The organism is Streptomyces sp. ActVer, from assembly GCF_027270795.1.
GTDB lineage: Bacteria > Actinomycetota > Actinomycetes > Streptomycetales > Streptomycetaceae > Streptomyces > Streptomyces umbrinus_A.
Window position 1 is genome coordinate 1 of sequence record NZ_JAPWHT010000213.1, and the last position, 16952, is coordinate 16952.

The 16952-nt window shown below is 71.0% G+C and carries 20 protein-coding genes and 3 pseudogenes; 9 read left to right on the forward strand and 14 right to left on the reverse strand.

What is annotated here, in order from left to right; translation table 11 throughout:
• A pseudogene (locus O3Q52_RS29770) lies at positions 1-275 on the forward strand (hypothetical protein); the annotation flags it as partial.
• Positions 272-940 (forward strand): ABC transporter, encoded by a 669-nt coding sequence (locus tag O3Q52_RS29775; protein ID WP_269651786.1) that lies wholly within the window; start codon positions 272-274, stop codon positions 938-940. The pseudogene O3Q52_RS29770 and the gene O3Q52_RS29775, both read left to right, overlap by 4 nt.
• Here the strand turns inward: O3Q52_RS29775 and O3Q52_RS29780 are convergent, their stop codons facing one another.
• From O3Q52_RS29780 to zapE, 8 genes are all read right to left on the reverse strand, one after another.
• Positions 941-1192, reverse strand: coding sequence for a hypothetical protein (locus O3Q52_RS29780; protein ID WP_269651787.1), 252 nt, complete (start codon positions 1190-1192; stop codon positions 941-943).
• A 25-nt stretch (positions 1193-1217) separates the two neighbouring features.
• Entirely contained in the window at positions 1218-2078 is an 861-nt protein-coding gene (locus tag O3Q52_RS29785; protein ID WP_269651788.1) for an aldo/keto reductase, read from the reverse strand.
• 190 nt (positions 2079-2268) lie between these two features.
• Positions 2269-3645, reverse strand: a complete 1377-nt coding sequence (locus O3Q52_RS29790) for a PhoX family protein (RefSeq protein ID WP_269651789.1) — start codon at positions 3643-3645, stop codon at positions 2269-2271.
• A gap of 95 nt (positions 3646-3740) precedes the next feature.
• Positions 3741-4556: a slipin family protein gene (locus tag O3Q52_RS29795; RefSeq protein ID WP_269651790.1), complete on the reverse strand. Its 816-nt coding sequence runs from the start codon at positions 4554-4556 to the stop codon at positions 3741-3743.
• Between the two features lie 139 nt (positions 4557-4695).
• Positions 4696-6165, reverse strand: a complete 1470-nt coding sequence (locus tag O3Q52_RS29800; protein ID WP_269651791.1) for a SulP family inorganic anion transporter — start codon at positions 6163-6165, stop codon at positions 4696-4698.
• A 32-nt stretch (positions 6166-6197) separates the two neighbouring features.
• Entirely contained in the window at positions 6198-6788 is a 591-nt protein-coding gene (locus O3Q52_RS29805; RefSeq protein WP_269651792.1) for a carbonic anhydrase, read from the reverse strand.
• Between the two features lie 154 nt (positions 6789-6942).
• Positions 6943-7317 carry a hypothetical protein gene (locus O3Q52_RS29810; RefSeq protein ID WP_269651793.1) on the reverse strand — a complete coding sequence of 125 codons (375 nt, stop codon included), beginning with the start codon at positions 7315-7317 and terminating at the stop codon, positions 6943-6945.
• Between the two features lie 166 nt (positions 7318-7483).
• Positions 7484-8584 (reverse strand): cell division protein ZapE, encoded by a 1101-nt coding sequence (gene zapE / locus O3Q52_RS29815; RefSeq protein ID WP_269651794.1) that lies wholly within the window; start codon positions 8582-8584, stop codon positions 7484-7486.
• 37 nt (positions 8585-8621) lie between these two features.
• On the opposite strand from zapE, the gene O3Q52_RS29820 reads away from it, so the two are divergent.
• From O3Q52_RS29820 to O3Q52_RS29850, 7 genes and pseudogenes are all read left to right on the forward strand, one after another.
• A complete protein-coding gene (locus tag O3Q52_RS29820; protein ID WP_269651795.1) occupies positions 8622-9449 on the forward strand; it encodes a pyrimidine reductase family protein in 828 nt (275 codons plus the stop codon).
• A 134-nt stretch (positions 9450-9583) separates the two neighbouring features.
• A complete protein-coding gene (locus tag O3Q52_RS29825) occupies positions 9584-10057 on the forward strand; it encodes an indole-3-glycerol phosphate synthase (RefSeq protein WP_190226942.1) in 474 nt (157 codons plus the stop codon).
• Between the two features lie 186 nt (positions 10058-10243).
• Positions 10244-11632 (forward strand): UDP-N-acetylmuramate--L-alanine ligase, encoded by a 1389-nt coding sequence (gene murC, locus O3Q52_RS29830; protein ID WP_269651796.1) that lies wholly within the window; start codon positions 10244-10246, stop codon positions 11630-11632.
• 28 nt (positions 11633-11660) lie between these two features.
• Complete coding sequence (gene msrB / locus O3Q52_RS29835) at positions 11661-12068, forward strand: peptide-methionine (R)-S-oxide reductase MsrB (RefSeq protein WP_269651797.1); 408 nt, start codon at positions 11661-11663, stop codon at positions 12066-12068.
• A 91-nt stretch (positions 12069-12159) separates the two neighbouring features.
• Complete coding sequence (locus tag O3Q52_RS29840) at positions 12160-12339, forward strand: hypothetical protein (RefSeq protein ID WP_269651798.1); 180 nt, start codon at positions 12160-12162, stop codon at positions 12337-12339.
• A 446-nt stretch (positions 12340-12785) separates the two neighbouring features.
• Positions 12786-13040, forward strand: a pseudogene (locus tag O3Q52_RS29845) (LysR family transcriptional regulator); the annotation flags it as partial.
• Positions 13041-13116: 76 nt separating this feature from the next.
• Positions 13117-13572, forward strand: a complete 456-nt coding sequence (locus O3Q52_RS29850; RefSeq protein WP_269651799.1) for an RpiB/LacA/LacB family sugar-phosphate isomerase — start codon at positions 13117-13119, stop codon at positions 13570-13572.
• A 72-nt stretch (positions 13573-13644) separates the two neighbouring features.
• Here the strand turns inward: O3Q52_RS29850 and O3Q52_RS29855 are convergent, their stop codons facing one another.
• The 6 genes and pseudogenes from O3Q52_RS29855 to O3Q52_RS29880 form a co-directional block, all read right to left on the reverse strand.
• The gene (locus tag O3Q52_RS29855) at positions 13645-14673 is read right to left on the reverse strand and encodes a lysylphosphatidylglycerol synthase transmembrane domain-containing protein (RefSeq protein WP_269651800.1); all 1029 of its coding nucleotides are present in this window, start codon (positions 14671-14673) and stop codon (positions 13645-13647) included.
• A gap of 247 nt (positions 14674-14920) precedes the next feature.
• Positions 14921-15118 carry a hypothetical protein gene (locus O3Q52_RS29860; protein ID WP_269651801.1) on the reverse strand — a complete coding sequence of 66 codons (198 nt, stop codon included), beginning with the start codon at positions 15116-15118 and terminating at the stop codon, positions 14921-14923.
• A gap of 185 nt (positions 15119-15303) precedes the next feature.
• On the reverse strand, positions 15304-15918 hold the full coding sequence (locus O3Q52_RS29865; RefSeq protein WP_269651802.1) for an ATP/GTP-binding protein: 615 nt from the start codon (positions 15916-15918) through the stop codon (positions 15304-15306).
• Positions 15905-16261: a DUF742 domain-containing protein gene (locus O3Q52_RS29870; protein ID WP_269651803.1), complete on the reverse strand. Its 357-nt coding sequence runs from the start codon at positions 16259-16261 to the stop codon at positions 15905-15907. Before O3Q52_RS29870 ends, O3Q52_RS29865 begins: the two co-directional genes overlap by 14 nt.
• Before the next feature lies 1 nt (position 16262).
• Positions 16263-16691 carry a roadblock/LC7 domain-containing protein gene (locus O3Q52_RS29875; protein WP_269651805.1) on the reverse strand — a complete coding sequence of 143 codons (429 nt, stop codon included), beginning with the start codon at positions 16689-16691 and terminating at the stop codon, positions 16263-16265.
• Positions 16692-16702: 11 nt separating this feature from the next.
• Positions 16703-16952, reverse strand: a pseudogene (locus tag O3Q52_RS29880) (histidine kinase); the annotation flags it as partial.

Genomic DNA, 16952 nt, shown 5'->3' on the forward strand with positions numbered 1-16952 from the left:
CGCCCGCCGAGGCGACGCGCCTGGCCGTCTCCGTCGAGGAGCCCGGCCCCGGTGCCGGCCGCGTGCCCAGAAGGCTCCGCCTCACCGTCCCCGAGCCGCATTCGGACACCCTGCTCAGGACCCTGCTGACGGCCCGCCCGCCGTGGCATGTGGTGAGCGTGGGGGAGGGGACTTCGGTGGCCGGCGTACTGCCACGAGTCCCTGCCACTGCGGCTGTTGATGCCCAAGCCGCTGCAGATGTCGCTGCAGATGTCGACGCCGAGGTCCGCTCATGATCGCGCTCCTCCGGTATCAGGCCGCGCTCCTGCTGCGCTCCCAGCGCTGGCTGCCGCCGGTCATCCTGTACGCGGCCGTTCTGGGGATCGGCGTCCAGACGGGCCAGCCGGTGCTGGACTCGCTCGGTTACGCCGCCGCCGCGGTACTCCCCGTCGCGGCCTGGCTCGTACGCATCTGTGCCACCAACGAGCCGCCCGCCGCCCGGAGTTGTGTGGGTGCGGCGGCCGGGCCCGCGCGGGCTCATCTCGCCTGTCTGCTCGTCGCGTTCGGGGCGGCGGCGCTGCTCGGGGTGGTGGCGACGGTCGTCGTGAGTGTGGTCAGTGATCCGGCGAGCACCGACCACCGGACGCCCGTGCCCGTCGTACCGGCGGGCGGCGCCGGGCTGCTGGCCGCGCTCGCCTGCGCCCTGCTCGGCACGGCCGTCGGAGCGCTCACGACCCGGCCGCTGCTGCGGTCGACCGGCCGGGCGGTCCCGGCGATGCTGCTCGCGGCGGTGCTGGCGCTGGTGGTGACGGGGTCACCGGCCCGCGTGGCGGTCACCGACCTGGTGACGGGGTCGCAGGCGGGGGTCGTACCGGCACCGGTGTTGCCGCTGTTCGTCGCCGGGGCGATGGCAGCGGCGGCCGTCGCGGCGGCCTGCGCGCTCACCAGCCGCCGGGGTTGATCAACCGGAGCAGGCTGTGCGCTGTGCCTCTTGCCACTCGCAGACGGGGCACAGGGTGATGCCCCTGTACGACTCCGGGTACTCGGTTGGCTTCTGGCAGAGGACGCACTCGGCGACGCCCTCCGGGGGGAGGTCGGTGGGTGATGTGCCGGCCGGTGGGGGCTGGTCGCGCCCCGCGGCGGAGCCGCACGATGTCACAGCCCCGCGCCCTTGAAGGGGCGCGGGGTGCTCGGTGCCGGAATGGTCGCTCATGCCTTCAGGGTAGGCCGGAGCCCTCTCACGCCGCGTCGAGGCGTGCCTGCTCCTCCGCGGACAGCTTCAGCTCTGCCGCCGCGACCGAGTCGCGGATCGTCTCGGGCCGGGAGGAACCCGGGATCGGGATCACCACCGGTGCCTTCGCGAGCATCCAGGCCAGGCAGACCTGCTGGGGGCTCACGCCGTGGGTCCGGGCCACGTCGGCGAACGCGGCGTACCGCGAACCCAGCTCGCCGGCGTTCGAGATGCCGCCCAGCGGACTCCACGGCAGGAACGCGATGCCGAGTTCCGTGCAGAGCTCCAACTCGGGCTCGCTGGAACGGAAGGAGGGCGAGAACTGGTTCTGCACGCTCACCAGCCGGCCGCCGAGGATCTCGTTGGCCAGCCGGATCCGGTCGGGGCTGGCGTTGGAGATGCCCGCGAAGCGGATCTTGCCCGCGTCGAGCAGATCGCGGATCGCCCCGACCGACTCCTCGTAGGGGACGCGCGGGTCGGGCCGGTGGAACTGGTAGAGCCCGATGGCCTCGACGCCGAGCCGTTCCAGCGACGCGTCGCAGGCCTTCTTCAAGTACTCCGGCGAGCCGTTCAGCGTCCACGAGCCGTCGCCCGGGCGGAGGTGACCGCCCTTCGTCGCGATCAGCACGTCCGAGGTGTCGCCGCCGTACTCGGCCACCGCGCGGGCGATCAGGGACTCGTTGTGACCGACCTCGTCGGCGTCCCGGTGGTAGGCGTCAGCGGTGTCGATCAGCGTCACGCCGGCCTCCAGCGCGGCGTGGACGGTCGCGACCGAACGCTGCTCGTCGGGGCGTCCCTCGATGGACATCGGCATACCGCCCAGACCGATCGCTCCGACCTGGACGTCACCGACGGTGCGTGTCTGCATGGAGGTTCCTCCTGGGGATTCATTCGGTACGCCCCAGCCTCCACCGTGACCTTTTAGCCGTCCAACAAGAGAATCCGATCGCTTTCAGCGGTGACGGTGATGAATGCGGAGCCGGACCCGCCGGGGTGGGACCCGTTGCCCGTGTCCCACCCCTCCCGTCGGCCGGGGCTCCTGCCCGGCGAGCGCGGGGCTACCTGCGCCAGGGGCCCGTCACCGCGAACGTCGTCCCGGGGGTGTAGCAGTTCACGTACATCGTCCTGCCGTCGGGCGAGAAGGTGACGCCCGCGAACTCGCCCCACTCCGGCTCCTCCGGCGTGCCGATGTTCTGCCGGTTGCGGGCCATCGCGTACACCTCGCCGCGTCGCGTCACGCCGTACACGTGCTGTACGCCCCCGCCGTCCTCGCAGACCATCAGGCCGCCGCTGGGGGCGAGGCAGATGTTGTCGGGGGACTCGCCGGGCAGCTGTACGTCGGTGTCGGGGCCGAAGACGATCACCAGGGTGAGCCGGCGGGCATCGGGGTCGTACCGCCAGATCTGGCCGAAGTGGTCGGCGGCCGAACCCGCGCTGCTGTGGGCGAAGGACGAGACGAAGTAGACGGACTTGCCGCCCCAGTAGCAGCCCTCCAGCTTCTGGGCGTGGGTGATGCCCTTGGGGCCGAAGTCCTGGAAGCGGATGGCGGTTTGGGCGGCGAGCGGGTCCGGGACGTCCACCCACTCGACGCGGTCGAAGCTCGCGCCCGTCTCCTGGATCGAGGAGAGGTCGGGTACGCCCGGCACGCGCATCGCCTGGAGCCGGCCGCCCGCTCGGAGCGAACCGCGGCCGCCCTCGGGCTTGTTGGGCAGGAAACGGTAGAAGAGGCCGAAGGGCTTCTCGAAGGCGTCCTCGGTCTCGTAGACGATGCCGCGCTTCGGGTCGACGGCGATCGCCTCGTGCTGGAAGCGGCCCATCGCGGTGAGCGGCACCGCGCCCGTGCGGTGCGGATGCGCCGGGTCGACCTCGAAGATGAAGCCGTGGTCCTTGGTGTAGCCGTTCGTGCCGGCCTTGTCCTCGGTCTCCTCGCAGGTGAGCCAGGTGCCCCAAGGGGTGGGCCCGCCCGCGCAGTTGACCGCCGTACCGGCGATGGCGACCCGCTCGTCGAGCACGTTCCCGCGCGAGTCGACCGTCAGCGACGTGCAGCCGCCCTTGCCCATCGGGTCGTAGGTGAGGCCCTCGACGGTCGGGACCGGGATGCGGCCGGTGTTGCGGTTCTCGTGGTTGCGGACCAGGTGGACGACCCGGCTGTGTCTGTCGCCGGACCGGCCGGCGAACGCGGCCATGCCGTCGTGGTTGCTCGGCACCCGGCCCTCGCCGGAGCGCAGTTGGTCGCCCTCGCGGGAGAGCACTCGGTAGCGGAAACCTTCCGGCAGATCGAGCAGGCCGTCCGGGTCGGGGATCAGAGGGCCGTATCCGGTGTGGCCCAGCGCGGTGGCCGTGCCGGTGAAGAGCTCCGACATGGCTCCCGTGAACGCGATGCCCACTCCCAGGGCACCGGAGCGGGCGAGCACCTCGCGTCGTGTTGCGGACATGGGGCAACCTTCCTGTTGGCGGACAGGAGAACGTGACCCGCCTGTGTGTATCACGCAGCACCGGACACGTGAACCACGCGCGTAGCGTGGCGTTCTCACGCAGCGTCAGATGACCCGGATGGCGGGGGAGTTGGGCCCTGGAGTTCGTTCGGCTGCTGTGCCCTTTCCAGGAACCGCAGCAGCTCCACCGGGAAGGGAAGCACGAGCGTCGAGTTCTTCTCGGCGGCGACCGCCACCACGGTCTGCAGCAGCCGGAGTTGGAGCGCGGCGGGCTGCTCGGACATCACTCCGGCGGCCTCGGCCAGCTTCTTCGACGCCTGGAGTTCCGCGTCGGCGTTGATGATCCGCGCCCGGCGCTCACGGTCGGCCTCGGCCTGCCGGGCCATCGACCGCTTCATCGTCTCCGGCAGCGAGACGTCCTTGATCTCGACGCGGTCGATGGACACGCCCCAGTCCACCGCCGGGCTGTCGATCATCAGCTCCAGGCCCTGGTTGAGCTTCTCGCGGTTCGACAGGAGGTCGTCGAGGTCGCTCTTGCCGATGATCGAGCGCAATGAGGTCTGCGCCATCTGCGAGACCGCGAAGCGGTAGTCCTCGACCCGGATGATCGCGTTCGACGCGTCGACGACCTTGAAGTAGACGACCGCGTCCACGCGCACCGTGACGTTGTCCCGGGTGATGCCCTCCTGCGCGGGCACGGGCATCGTCACGATCTGCATGTTCACCTTGTGCAGCCGGTCGACCCCGGGGACCACCATCGTGAACCCCGGAGTGCGCGGCTGCCCGCGCAGCCGCCCGAGCCGGAGGACCACTCCGCGTTCGTACTGCTTGACGATCCGTGCCGCCGCCGCGACGTAGACGACCCCGACGGACGCGACCGTCGCCGCCGCGACCAGGAGTTCTTCGACCATGACGACCCCTGCCCTCCGCACCTTGTGCCGATCGAGTCGCCGCTTATGTGGCTATTTCAACGATACGCCCGGGTTCCGGCAACGGAACGGCCCGGGGCTCTGTCGAGCCCCGGGCCGTTCCTGCCTGCTCACGGAGGGTCTACGGCGTCGTGACCTTCACCGGCTTCGTACCTGTCGCGCTGTGCCGCTCGGCCCAGTTCTCCAGGGCCGTCCGGCACGCGTGATCCAGGTGGTGCAGCCCCGACAGGTCCAGCTCGACCGGCCGGTCCTGGGGCAGCGCCTCCAGGTTGTCGAGGATCTTCGGCAGCCGCAGGAAGGTGGCGTTGCCCGACAGGTAGGCCTGCACGGGGCCCGCTCCCTTGTCTATGACCTCCATCTTGAGGTGCGAGGCCTCCCAGGCCGTCTTCGCGACCGCGAGGGCGAGCCCGATCAGGACACCCTCGAACATGCTGATCGCGACGATCGACACGGCCGTGACGATCAGGATCAGCGCCTCGCCCCGGTGCTCGCGCCACAGCGACACGATCCCGCGCAGCGGAATCAGCTTCCAGCCCGCGTGCACCAGGATGCCCGCGAGGGCCGGCAGCGGGATGTAGGCGAGCACGGCAGGCAGCAGCGCCGCGAACAGCAGCAGCCACACACCGTGCATGACCCGGGACGCCTTCGTCCGCGCGCCCGCCTGCACGTTCGCCGCGCTGCGCACGATCACCGCGGTCATCGGCAGCGCGCCGAGCAGCCCGCAGACCGTGTTGCCCGCGCCCTGCGCCATCAGTTCCTTGTCGTACTCGGTACGCGGTCCGTCGTGCAGCCGGTCCACGGCGGCGGCGCTGAACAGCGACTCCGCCGAGGCGATCAGCACGAAGGCCACCACCGTCCCGAGCACGCCCAGACTCGCCAGCTCGCCGACGGTCTCGAAGCCCGGCAGCTGGATCGAGTCGAGCAGGCCCTTCACCTCGACGGTCGCCACGGGCAGGCCGAACGCCGGCGTCACGAGCGTGGCCAGCGCGACCGCGCCGAGCGCCCCCGGCACCGTACGCACCTTCTTCGGTAGGTGCTTCCAGAGCACCAGCACGGCGATGGTGCCGGCCCCGAGTCCGAACGAGGCCAGTGCCTCGGTGGACCCGGCGGAGTCGGCGATCAGTCCCGGCAGTCCGGCCAGCTTGCCCAGACCCGAGGCGGGTGCCTGTGCGCCCGCCACCGAGTAGAGCTGCCCGGCGATCAGGACGAGCCCGATCCCGGCCAGCATGCCCTCGACGACGGCCACCGAGATGGCCCGGAAGTAGCGCCCCAACTTCAGGGCTCCCATGGCGACCTGGATCAGACCCGTGGCCAGCACGATGACTCCGAGCACGGGCAGTCCGTACTCCTGCACCGCCTCGAAGACCAGCACGGTCAGACCCGCGGCCGGGCCCGAGACCTGCAGGCTGCTGCCGGGCAGCAGGCCGGTGACCAGGCCGCCCACGATGCCGGTGACCAGGCCGAGTTCGGCGGGCACGCCCGACGCCACCGCCACGCCCACGCACAACGGCAGGGCGACGAGGAAGACGACGAGCGAGGCGGCGAAGTCCTGCCGCAGATGAGGGAACTTCATTCGGTTGCTTGTACTCATTCGATTGCTTGTGGGGGTGCCCATCGCGTTGCTCACAGCTCCTCGAAGGAGTCGGCGTGCACGTCGTGCGCCAGGACGGAGCCGGTGTGCACCTCGTAGAACCAGCCGTGCAGCCGGAGTTGACCACTCGTCAGACGTCGTGCCACGCACGGGTAGGAGCGCAGTCGCAGCAGCTGGGTGAGTACGTGGCTTTGCACGGCCTCGGTGACGGTCGGGTCCTCGACGGCGCCTTCGGGGCGAGGGGTGGAGTGCGCGAGCCAGTCGCGTACGGCTGGTACGGCGGTCAGGTCGTCGCCGCGAACCAGCGCGCCGACGGCACCGCAGTGGGAGTGGCCGCAGACGACGATGTCCGCGACGCCGAGCACCTCGACGGCGTACTCGATGGTGGCCGCCTCGCTGGTGGGCTGCGAGGAGGTGTGCGGGGGGACGATGTTGCCCGCCGTGCGCAGTTCGAAGAGTTCACCGGGCCGGGCTCCGGTGATCAGGGCCGGGACGACCCGGGAGTCGGAGCAGGTGATGAACAGGACCTGCGGGGACTGGCCTTCGGCGAGACGGGCGAACTCCTCCGGGCGGTCCTCGGACTGCTTGCGGAAGGAGCGTGCGTGGTCGATAAGGGGCTGCATGTGTCAGTTCCTCCTGGCGCGCCAGAGGGCGCGTCGGTGTACAAAACGGAGCGCATGCGGGTACGGCGACATGACCCCACGTCGACGCGCTCGGCGGACGTGGCGTGTGAGGGTGGGTCAGGTCGGAGTCGCTTCGTGCCCGGTGGGGGTCGGGTCAGCAGCGGAACACTTGAAGTGCCGCCGGGGAATGGGCTGTCGACGATCTCGCCGTACGGTGGTGCGCCGCGGGAGCGGCGGTGTGCGACGGGTCGTCGTGGTAGGTCGCGGGGTCCTTGCAGAGCAGCGGACGCGCGGGTGACTGGGGGACGTGGTCCGCGACGCGGATCCGGTCACGGGTCCGCAGGGGACCCGTCGGGCTGCCCGGGTGCAGGGCCTCGCCGCAGGTGACGAACTCGGCCTTGCTCTTGGGGCCCGTGACGGGTGTCACGTGCGCGGAAGCGAACGCCGAAGCGGGCGCGGAGAGTTGCAGGGCGAGCAGGACGGCGGCGAGAACGGTGAACAGGGTCCGGGCCGTTGTACCTCGTAACATGCGCCCCCTCTCGGCCGGCTTCAGGTCAAGTGCTCTCACGTCAACATGAACGTTAACGGGTGAAGTTGTTTGCAGGGTTAACTTAACGTTTCAGCCTGAAGAGAGCCTGAAGAGGGCTGAAGAGCGTCGGTGCCAGGCCGGAAACCGGCTGATGAAGGGCGGTCGGTCAGCCCTTCACGAGGTCCTTCGCGTCCCGTGCCAGCGCCGTGAGCCGGGAGATCGCGCGGAAGTACTTCTTGCGGTAGCCGCCGTTCAGCATCTCCTCGCTGAACAGCCGGTCGAAGGGCATCCCCGAGGCGAGTACCGGCACCTCGCGGTCGTACAGCCGGTCGGCGAGGACGACGAGCCGCAGCGCGGTCGACTGGTCCGGGACCGGCTGGACGTCCGTGAGGCAGACCGCCGCGATCCCGTCGGTCAGCGCGCCGTACCGGCTGGGGTGGACCCGGGCCAGGTGGTCGAGCAGATGCGGGAAGTCGTCGAGCGAGGCGCCCGGCGTGGCGTACGCGGCCTTCGTGACCTGCTCGTCGGAGTACGGGTCCGGGGCCTCGGGCAGCCCGCGGTGGCGGTAGTCCTCGCCGTCGATGCGCAGCGACCTGAAGTGCGCCGACAGGCCCTGGATCTCGCGCAGGAAGTCGACCGAGGCGAACCGGCCCTCGCCGAGCTTGCCCGGCAGCGTGTTGGAGGTCGCGGCGAGCGCCACCCCCGCCTCGACCAGCCGGGCGAGCAGGCTGGACACAAGGACGGTGTCGCCGGGGTCGTCGAGCTCGAACTCGTCGATGCAGAGCAGCCGGTGACCGCTCAGCGTCTGCACGGTCTGCTGGAAGCCGAGGGCGCCGACCAGGTTCGTCAGCTCCACGAACGTGCCGAAGGCCTTGAGGGAGGGCTCGGCGGGGGTCGCGTGCCAGAGGGAGGCGAGCAGGTGTGTCTTGCCGACGCCGTAACCACCGTCGAGGTAGACACCGCGGGGACCCGCCGGCGCCTTCGCGGCCTTCTTGCCGAAGCCGAGGAAGCCCCGCTTGCCGGAGCCGGCGGCCTGCGCCCCGCCGAGCCCCGCCGCGAAGGCGTCCAGCACGTGGACGGCCTCGGTCTGGCTGGGCTGGTTCGGGTCCGGAATGTACGTATCGAAGCGGACCGAGTCGAACCGGGGCGGCGGCACCATCTCGGCGACCAGCCGATCCGCGGGAACGCGCGGCTCACGGGCGCAGAGGGACGACGGGGCCGCGTCGGCTATGGAACCGAGACCGGAGGCAGAGGTGGAGGTCGACACGGTTCCCCACTCTACGGGCCGTGCCAGACTGCAGGACATGCGACGCCTGTTCCCTGTGACCGATGAAACAGCAGCCCGGGACTCGGGTGGGGGCCCTGATACGGCCGGTCGGGCCGGTGCGGAGGGCGCCGACCGGGAGTGGGGGCTGGAGGAGCTGGCGGCGGCGTACGCCTATCCGTCCGGCTCCGGCCCCGCGGGGCCGGAGCCGTGGCTGCGGGCCAACATGGTGTCCACGCTCGACGGGGCCGCCCAGCACGACGGGCGCTCGCAGCCCATTTCCAGCGCCGCCGACATGCGGATCTTCGGCACGCTGCGGGCGCTCGCGGACGCCGTGGTGGTCGGTGCGGAAACGGTACGCCAGGAGGGTTACCGCCCGGCACGTGCGCGGGAGGACTTCGCCGCGCTCCGGGAGGCGGCGGGGCAGGGCCCGGCCCCGGCGATCGCGGTGGTCAGCGCGAGCCTGGACCTGGACTTCTCGCTGCCGCTCTTCACCTCGCCGCTGGTCCCCACGCTCGTGCTCACGGGCGCCGCGGCAGCCCCCGACCGGATCGCCGCCGCCGAGAAGGCCGGCGCACAGGTCGTGATCGCCGGGGACGGCATGGGTGTGGACCCCGCCCGGGCCGTACGCGCCCTCGCAGACCGGGGCCTGTACCGGCTCCTGACCGAGGGCGGGCCCCGGCTGCTCGGCCAGTTGGTCGCCGCCGGGGTACTCGACGAGCTCTGCCTGACGGTGTCCCCGATGCTCACCGCGGGCGACGCCCAACGCATCGCCGGCGGCCCTCCGGTGGCCGTGCCGAGGCGCTTCGAGCTGACCTCTCTGCTGGAGGAGGCCGGGTTCCTGTTCAGCCGTTACCGTCGGACCTGACCGAATAGACGGAATCATCCGTTCCGTTTGGCTTTCGCTGGGCACACTAAATCTCGCAGTCCCCGTGCGGTTACGGGGCAGGATGGTTTCCGCAGGGGCCTACGGACGGCCCACGGATGAGAAGGGCGCCTGTCGTGTTCACAAGCGTACTGATGATCGAGAAGGCCCTGACGTCCGCGGACGTGGAGTTCGTCACCAGCTTGCACGGTGACGAGGACGTCGCCTTCCATGTGCTGCTCCAGCCCCGTGGCGACCAGGCCGACCGGTTGCTGCGGGCCATCGACGACGTGGCGCTCGGCGAGCTGGACGAAGCGGCCCGCGAGAACGAGACGCCCGAGGGCGAGGAGGCCGTCGGCCAGGGGCAGAAGGCCCTGGAGGTGTCGCTGGTGGCCTTGCGGGCGGCGGGGAGCGCGGCGGAGGGGCGGCTGATCGAGGATCATCCGCTGGATGCGCTGAAGGGGCTCGTGGACGAGATCGACGCGGATGAGGTCATCGTGCTGACCGATCCGCATTACGTGGAGGAGTTCTTCCACCGGGACTGGGCCTCGCGGGCTCGGCACAAGGTGGGGGTGCCGGTTTTGAAGCTGTTCTCGCACAGCAAGTCGTGAGTGGGGTTGTGGAGGTCTGAGTTTCGGCCGCGGGTGCGTGGGGGCTGGTCGCGCCCACGCGGCGGAGCCGCACAGTGTCACAGCCCCGCGCCCCTTACGGGGCCCCGGCCCTTGCGGGGTGCCCGGCGCCGTACCGAATAAGCTGGGCGCGCTCACCGTCGTACCCGAGTCCTGGGAGTAACACGTATGGCACCCGGTCTTCCCACCGCCATGGACCGACCGCACTTCATCGGCATCGGCGGTGCCGGGATGTCGGGGATCGCGAAGATTCTCGCGCAGCGTGGGGCGGAGGTCGCGGGCAGTGACGCGAAGGAGTCCGCGACCGCGGAGGCCCTGCGCGCGCTGGGGGCGACGGTGCACATCGGCCACGCGGCCGGGCACCTCGCCGACGACGCGACCTGCGTGGTCGTGTCGTCCGCGATCCGCGCCGACAACCCGGAGCTGGCCCGCGCCGCCGAGCTGGGCATCCCGGTCGTCCACCGCTCGGACGCTCTCGCCCGCCTGATGGACGGCCTGCGGCCGATCGCGGTCGCGGGCACCCACGGCAAGACGACCACGACGTCGATGCTGGCCGTCTCTCTGTCGACCCTGGGCCTGAACCCCTCGTACGCGATCGGCGGCGACCTCGACGCCCCCGGCTCCAACGCCCTGCACGGCGAGGGCGAGATCTTCGTCGCCGAGGCCGACGAGTCGGACCGCAGCTTCCACAAGTACGCGCCCGAGGTGGCGATCGTGCTGAACGTGGAGCTGGACCACCACGCCAACTACGCGTCGATGGACGAGATCTACGAATCCTTCGAGACGTTCGCGGACAAGATCGTGCCCGGCGGCACCCTGGTGATCACCGCGGACCACGAGGGCGCGCGCGAACTGACCCGGCGCTTGTCGGACGACGTCAGGGTGGTGACGTACGGCGAGTCCGAGGACGCGGACGTACGTGTCCTGTCCGTGGTCGCCCAGGGCCTGAAGAGCGAGGTGACCGTCGAGCTGGACGGCTCGCCGCTCACCTTCATGGTCTCGGTCCCGGGCCGCCACTACGCGCACAACGCGGTGGCGGCGCTGGCGGCGGGCGCGGCCCTGGGCATTCCGGCGGCGGAGCTCGCCCCGGCCATCGCCTCGTACACGGGCGTGAAGCGGCGGCTCCAGCTGAAGGGCGAGGCGGCGGGCGTGCAGGTCATCGACTCGTACGCGCACCACCCGACGGAGATGACCGCGGACCTGGAGGCGATGCGGGCGGCCGCCGGCGACGCCCGCATCCTGGTCGTCTTCCAGCCGCACCTGTTCTCCCGCACCCAGGAGCTGGGCAAGGAGATGGGCGAGTCCCTGGCCCTGGCGGACGCCTCGGTCGTGCTGGATATCTACCCGGCCCGCGAGGACCCGATCCCGGGCGTCACCAGCGAGCTGATCATCGAGGCGGCCCGGGCCGCGGGCGCGGACGTGACGCCGGCGAAGGACAAGGCGGACGTGCCCGCGCTGGTGGCGGGAATGGCGAAGCCCGGTGATCTCGTTCTCACCATGGGCGCGGGTGACGTGACGGACCTCGGACCCGAGATCCTGACCCGCCTGTCGAAGTAGCCGTACCTGTAGTGAGGGGTTGAGCTTCATGTCGTACGACATCGAAAAGCCGGACGAGCAGTGGCGCGCGGAGCTGAACCCGGCCGAGTACGCGGTGCTGCGCAAGGCCGGCACCGAGCCGGCGTTCACCGGCGAGTACACCGACACCAAGACGAAGGGCGTGTACTCCTGTCGCGCCTGCGGCGCCGAACTCTTCACCTCCACCGAGAAGTTCGAGTCGCACTGCGGCTGGCCCTCCTTCTACGACCCGAAGGAGTCCGACGCGGTCGAGCTGATCGCGGACCGGTCGCACGGGATGGTACGCACGGAGGTACGGTGCGCCCGCTGCGGCTCGCATCTCGGGCACGTGTTCGAGGGTGAGGGGTATTCGACCCCGACCGACCAGCGGTACTGCATCAACAGCGTCTCGCTGCGGCTTACGCCGGACGAGGGCTGAGTCGGCAGGGAGCCTCGTCTCGTCGGCCGGTGTTGTCGCTCGTGCACGGGGCCGTACGGCGGACTCCTGGTCCGCCGTACAGCCCGGAGAGGTGAACACCGGCACCGCACCAACGGAGCCGATGCCGCCCGGCGCGGGCACGGCTCCGACCACGGTGCGGGGCGACGAGGAACGCGAGGATGCCTGCGTTCAGGACAGCGGCAGGCGGAGCGAGGCCCCGGTCGAGGCGATCACGCTCGCCGGGAGTGGCAACTCGGTGTCCGCAGTGTGACCGTCCGCCACCGAAAATGTCCGATCGTGCCGGTACTCGTGGTGACCGTTGCTCAGTGGTGCTGAGCGTGCGATGCCACCTCCTGAGGTCGATCACCCCCTGTGAGACCATCGACTGGGCCTCGCACTGGGTTTGGACTTGCCAACCGCGGGGCCGAGCCCTCCTGCCGAGCAGCAGATACGAGGCAACAGGGGTTTCGCTCTGGTGTCCGTGCAATGACGACAACCCCGGGCTGCCGGCCCGGGGCTGTCGCTCCGCCACTTCTCGACTAGGGCCTGCACTTCCGGCTTCCCCGGCAGCCTGCAGGTCGGGACCTTCGACACCGACCAGTCCGCCGTCGTCCGGACCGAGCCGTCGTCCGTGAACTCCACCACCAGGAGCAGCGTGGCGTCCTTCGGGAAGATGCCCGGGTGGATCTGGGTCTTCCCGGGATCGGCGGATGACCCAGCCTCCGTCTGCGCTCGGACCCGGCCGGCGCGGTGCTGTGCGCCGACGATCCGCCGGCCGGGCGCGACACTCTGTGCCTGGACGATCTTGCCGACCGCCGATGGTTCCGGTTTCCGGACGGCGCGGACTCCCGGTGGCAGCCCTTCTTGACCGGTCCCTCGGGCGCGGGTCGACGGCGTGAAGGGCCCGTCGTCCGAACCGCCCAGGAATGCCTCCAGTCCGTCCTGTGGAACGGCAGGTTGGGATTGGCTCCGTACTGCCACTCCGTCCGCTGGTTCGTACACATCGGCATGGCCTCCCGGGGCGGCACGCTTGGGTAGGCTCCCGGACATGCGGATCTCCGTCTCCTCCGACATGGACGAACCCGTCGCCCGTGCCCTGCTCGAAGAATTGCGTGCGCGTGGTCACGAGGTGCTGGCGTACGGGGCGTTGAACCCCGGGGACGATCCGCAGTGGGCGGTGTGCTCGGAGACGGCGGCCCGTCAGGTCGCCGCCGGGGACGCGGACCAGGCAGTCGTGTGCTGCTGGACGGGGACCGGCGCGTCCATCGCCGCGAACAAGGTGCCCGGGGTGCGGGCCGCGCTCTGCACGGACGCGTACACCGCCCAGGGTGCCCGGCGGTGGAACGACGCCAATGTGCTGGCGCTCAGTCTGCGGCTGACGTCCGAGCCGCTGCTCAAGGAGATCCTCGACGCCTGGTTCGGCGCGGAGGCCAGCGAGGACGCCGAGGACCGGGGGAACGTGGCCCACGTCGGGCGGCTTGATCTCGGAAGAGGCGGGTCGTAGCCCCGTAGCCGCCACGCCTCCATAGCCCCAGTGGTCCGAAGTCCGTGGCCGGGGCTCGGGCTTCGGTGCGGCTCACAGCACCTTGCGGTGGACCAGGACCGACAGGACCAGCGCGCCCGGCAGCAGGGGGACCCAGACCGTCAGGACGCGGTAGCCGATGACGGTCGCCGTGGCGATGCCGATCGGTGCGCCGAACGCGACCATCGTGAACACCAGGGCCGCGTCGACCGGCCCGATGCCACCGGGCGCGGGCACGGCTCCGACGGCCGTACTGGCGAGGAGCAGCGCGAGGATCACCTGCGCCCAGGACAGCGGCAGCCCGAGCGAGAACCCGACCGCGGCGATCACGCTGCCCTGGAGCAGCGGGGTCGCGGCCGAACCGCCCCAGAGGGCGAGGATCCGGGCCGGCCGGGTGTGCAGCACCCGGACGTCGGTCAGGGCGGTGCGTACGCAGTCGAGGGCCGGGCGGCGCAGCGGACGCACGGTGGTCACCAGCAGCGCGGCCGAGCCGAACCCGAGGGTCACGGCGCCGACGACCAGGAGCATGGTCCGTTCGTCCGGGACGAGTTCACCGAGGTGCAGCAACTCCGGGAAGGCCACCATGAAGACCAGCAGCACCAGCGTCTTCGCGATCGGCTTGACCAGCGAGTACAGGGCGAGCGAGGCGGTGGCCCTGGCCAGGGGGATGCCGCGGCCCTGCAGGAAGCGCAGGGTGACGGCGTGGGCGCCGATGCTCGCCGGGAGTACGTGGTTCGCGGTACCCGCGGCGACCTGGGAGGCCAGCAGCAGTCCCGGCGGCAGCCGGTCCGGGATGGCGCCCTGCCGCACACACGCGGCGGCCACCCAGCCCAGGCAGGTGAAGAGGGCCGCGGCCAGCAGCCACCAGGGATCGGCGGAGGCGAGCCGGGCGGCGCCGTCACGGACGGCACGCCAGTCGAGCACCGCCCACACCCCGATGAGGAGGAGCGGGAGCAGGCTCAGCGTCCAGCGGGTCAGGCGCGCGGCGGCGGAGAAGCGGGAGCGGGAAGGTGAAGGAGAGGGGGACGGGGCGGGCGTGGGGAGCGCCCGGGGGACGGTGGTGTCGAGCGGCAGCAGGGACACGGCGCACGTCGTCCTTCCGCGTCACGCCCGCGCGGGGAGCGGGGCGGACGGATACAAGGCGAGGCAGGAGGGGACGACCGAAACGTGCCCGCCCGGTGTGACGCGACGGTGTCCGGAAGCGGAAGGGGCGCGGGCGGGCGGGCGACGCGGGTCACCCTGTACGGAGTACGGGGCGTGCGGAGTGCGGACCGTGTGGAAGGTGTGCCGTGCGGAGTGGGCGGGGGCGACCTGGGGGAGTGCGGCCCGGTCACTGGTCCCGGCGCTCGTTCATTCCCGCCATGACGACCTGGTGGGCCTGGTAGCTGCGGCGGACCTGTTCGCGCATCACACGCTCCGCGTACGAGACCGCCTCGTCGACGTCGGTCGCCGGCTCCTCACCGGGGACGGCGATCGCGTCGGCGCACGCGCTCCGCGCCGGCGTGGCGGGACATTCCTGATGGATCATCAGGCCGGGCGGGGCGGCGCCCAGTTCCGGTGCCGCCCCGGTCCGGCGCAGCTCAGTCCACTTCAGCCCATCCGTCCCGGCCGGCCCGGTTGTCCCAGCCAGCCCAGCCAGCCCAGTGAGCAGCCGGACCAGCCACCCCAGTCAGCCCCGCCGAGCCAGGCCCCGGCCGGTCCCTCCGAGGGGGCTCACACCCGCCCGCTGGGCCGCCCGCTTCCGTTGCTCTGCGCCGACGTGGCTATCAACTGGTCTATCAGCGCTATCAGTACGTCCCTGCACGACTCGCGGTCGCGGGCGTCGCAGAGCAGTACGTGGGTGTGTTCCGGCAGGGCCAGGGCGTCCCGGATCTCCTCCGCGGCGTACGGATGCTCGCCGTGGAAGCCGTTGACGCCGACGACGAACGGGATGTCGCGCCGCTCGAAGAAGTCGATGGCGGCGAAGCTGGACTCCGGGCGGCGGACATCGACGAGGACGACGGCGCCCAGGGCACCGATGGCCAGGTCGTTCCACATGAACCAGAACCGCTGCTGCCCCGGCGTGCCGAAGAGATACAGCACGAGTTCCTGGCTGAGCGTGATCCGGCCGAAGTCCAGGGCCACCGTCGTGGCGTGCTTCTCCGGGATGCCGTTGAGGTCGTCGACGCCCAGGCCGGCCGAGGTCAGCGGTTCCTCGGTGCGCAGCGGCACGATCTCGCTGACCGCGCCGACCATGGTGGTCTTGCCGACGCCGAATCCCCCGGCGATCAGGATCTTGACCGTGTCGGGTGCTGAGGTCCCCTGGATGACGGGGTCAGAGCCGGCCAAGGCCGTCCCTCACTTTCTGCAGCAGGTCCATGTCCGAGGTTCGGGAGATCTGGCGTGGGGCGTGGGCGACGATCCGGCCCGCCTCCAGCAGGTCGCAGAGCATGATGCACACCACGCTGACCGGCAGATCGAGCTGGGCGGCGAGCTCCGCCACCACGACCGGCTTCGCACAGAGCCGGAGGATCCGGGCGTGCTCGGGCTGCGGCCGCGCGGCCCGGTCGGGCGGCGGGTCCACCGTGGTGACCGACGTGATGAGGGTGAAGTCGGTGCGGCTGGGCCGGGTGCGGCCGCCGGTCAGCGTGAACGGCCGCACCAGACGGCCGCCCGCGTCGCCTCCGTTCACTTCACTCGCCGTTGTCGATGACGGCGACGCCCGCCCGCGGTGCCGCGCTGAGGTGCTCGCCGATCTTCTTCACCAGCATGTTCATCTGGTACGCGACCACTCCGACGTCCGCACCCTGGCTGGTGAGCACGGCCAGATGGGCGCCCGGCCCGGCCGTGCTGAGTATCAGGTAACTGTTGGCCATCTCGATGAGCGCCTGCCTCACGGGTCCGCCGCGGAAGTCCATGCTGACGCCCTTGCTGAGGCTCATCAGACCGGACGCGGTCGCCGCAAGACGCTCGGCGTCGTCGCGCAGGAAGCCCGTGGACCTGCTGACGACCAGACCGTCCTCGGAGAGCACGACGGCGTGGTTCACCTCGGCGACCCGGTCCACCAGTCCGGTGAGCAGCTGGTCGAGCTGGCTGTGCGTGGCGGGGATGGGGCGTGTCATTTCTCTGTCCTTCATGAGCGGTCTGCGGGCGGAGTCGAGGTGACGGATGCGCCTTCGGGTGCTGGTTCTTCCCCTTGGTCGTACGCCGTATCCGTGTCGTTGTCACGCGCCTGGAGCGTTCCGCGCTGGAAACCGGAGAGGGAGGAGGCCGCGCGCTCCGCGGTGAAGTCCGCGAAGGGGTCGTCGGCCTCGGCGGACGCGACCGGCGGCGCGTCCTCCCGCAGCTCGGCGGCCAGGCTGGTCTGCGGCACCCGGCGCGGC